The organism is Acidiphilium sp. (assembly GCF_049977125.1).
Classification (GTDB): Bacteria; Pseudomonadota; Alphaproteobacteria; order Acetobacterales; family Acetobacteraceae; genus Acidiphilium.
In genome coordinates, this window is record NZ_JBMFGY010000299.1 from 1 (window position 1) to 2,418 (window position 2,418).

2 protein-coding genes are annotated in these 2,418 nt (G+C 63.7%); both read left to right on the forward strand.

Annotation, left to right across the window (positions count from 1 at the left end; translation table 11 throughout):
• A partial coding sequence (locus tag ACP5E6_RS18300) for a hypothetical protein (RefSeq protein ID WP_427956755.1) occupies positions 1-1,196 on the forward strand: 1,196 nt, incomplete at its 5' end.
• A 474-nt stretch (positions 1,197-1,670) separates the two neighbouring features.
• The gene (locus ACP5E6_RS18305; RefSeq protein WP_427956757.1) at positions 1,671-2,381 is read left to right on the forward strand and encodes a hypothetical protein; all 711 of its coding nucleotides are present in this window, start codon (positions 1,671-1,673) and stop codon (positions 2,379-2,381) included.
• The last annotated feature ends 37 nt before the right edge of the window (positions 2,382-2,418 follow it).

Here is a 2,418-nt window from a genome sequence, read left to right on the forward strand (position 1 = left end):
ATTGTGTCGGCCCGCTCATCGAGGGCACTAATCCCCCGGCGCTGGTGCCGGTGGCCGAGACGTATCTACGGCGGCACGTCCATGGCGTCTGGCCGGCCCATGCGGCCGATTGCGATTTCTTCCGTGATCCGGAGGAACAACGGGATCTGACTGCGAGCTATCGCCGCGTGGATCGGGAGCGTCCCGTGATCCGCGGGTTTGGCAGCGACGATCGACCTATCCGCGCCATGATATCGGGTTTCAGTCATGCGGAGGAGCGTCCACCGCTGGCCCGCCTGCTGATGCGCCTGATGGACGATGCGGGTTTGACGAGGATACCCCCATCACGGTTCCCGATCGGTGTCCCGGACCAATATCGCCAGCTGCGTGATGCCGCGCGAAAGACGATCCTCGCGGGCAAGGTGCGGGTTGGATCCTGGCTCGAGACGTTCGTGCCGCATTACAAGGATTTCTGCGGGCGCATCGAGACGGTTGCCCCGGAGAAATTTCCGGGCTCGCGGCCGCATGGTCTGTTGATCGGCATCGCGCAGACTGTGAGCGAGGGCATTGTCACCTTTCGAGGCGACGTGAGCATCGATGTGATGGGGCGGATTGCCGTGTTCGGCGAGCGGGAAGGGCATGGGCGGTTTCAGAGCGAAGACGAGCGACGTCCGCCGTATCTCGTGGCGGGGTTGGTGGCACGCCCCGCACCGGACGCGCCGGCGGGACTGCTGCGGATCTATGCCCATCCAGTTCTGTCGGCGGGCCGGCTGCTGCTCGTGGACAGCGATTATGAACGCCGCACGGCCCGTCGTCTGATGTCGGCCCAGATCTGGTTACTCAAGGCGAGAAACATCCTCATGACGATCACCAAGCCGCAGTTCGATATCGGCGGATCAGCGGCCACCGATGGGGAATCCGGGCAAGTCGAAGCGAGGGATGTCGATATCCCATCGGGGCCGCCGCTGATCCCTGATTTCGTGGTGAAGGCGCGGAAGGCAAACGGGGTCACTGCGACGGTCATCGTCGAGAGCATGGGCTATGACGATCATCGCTATGTCGAACGAAAATCCCGTCTCCACCCGCTGATGCGGGCGGCACTGGGCAATGCGCCCCTCGTCATTCACCAGTGTCACCGCGGTACCGGCGATCCGGATGAAGTCGATCGTGAACTGGGCAGGCAGGTCCTGCGGGCGATTTTCGACCAACTCGATTGATATCCGCCGACCTCGGATTGACTGACCGCCCAACTATCACAGTATCGTGATACGTCGGGAACGCCCTATCGCTGCCCGTTTGCATCTAGCGCGGGGAGACTGGAGGCATCCGCAGGAGGATTTGAGATGCTGATGCGACGGGCAATGGGACTGATTGTGACGACGGCGTTGACCGGTATCCCATGGATCGCGATGGCGACGACTGGGCCGCATTGTGCGGTTCTGCCAGCGCAGATCGCGGATCCGGGGAAGGGCAGGGGGGTTGGCACCCTGGGTGAGATGGCGCTTCCGAAGCCAGTCCTGCCGCCGGGCAACACGCCTCACGCCCTGCTCTCTCCCGCGATTCTCGCGTCTGCCGCGGCTCAGGGAAACGCGACGATGGTGGATGGTGCAGCTCCGACTTTCCTGACCGCGCCCCGGTCCACGCCTTTACCCCGGACTACGACGGCGTCGGCTCCGGAGTCTCCGACTACGATGCCGATCGCCCCGATCCAGAAGTCGCCAGCGAAGGTGTCGACCGACGCAGCCACCACTACGGATCATGACTTCGACGGACCGGCGACGCTGCCGTTGAAGCCGATCGACGCCGCTGCGATCGCGGCGTCGCCGGTGCTGACCCGTCTCGCGTCACATGGCGCCAAACTCTATGCCCTGGGCACCCGGCATGGGATGAAGGGGGTATTCGCGCGGAATGGCCGGTATTTCCAGGTCTTCTACGTCACGCCTGACGGCAAGGCGGCGGTCGCCGGCGTGATGTGGAATGCGTCAGGCCGGAATGTCACTCTGCGGCAGGTTCGTCGGGTTCCCGATCTCGTCCCACAGGTCAGAATCGGTAATGTCGGCAGCCATAAGGTGACCCGTCATGTCGCCTATCGCGTCGGGCCGGCATCGAACGGGCAAGCCGAACCGGCCCGGCGGACGGCGCCGTCGTCACTACCGGGTGGCTTGCCCAAGGGAACATTGTTCCAGGCGCTGGCGATGTCCGATCATGGAACGATCGGGCAGGCCGGAGCGCCGCGGGTCTGGATGCTGATGGATCCGCTCTGTTCCTATTCGATTGCGGCGATGCGCCGGCTTATGCCCGAGGTGAAGGCCGGCAAGCTGCGGGTCTCGGTGGTGCCGCTGTCGATCCTCGATTACGAGGATCACGGCATGAGCACGCCGGAGGTGTCGGGCTACGCTTAAATCTGAGAATTTCCTGGTAACGCGACTTTGCGTCATT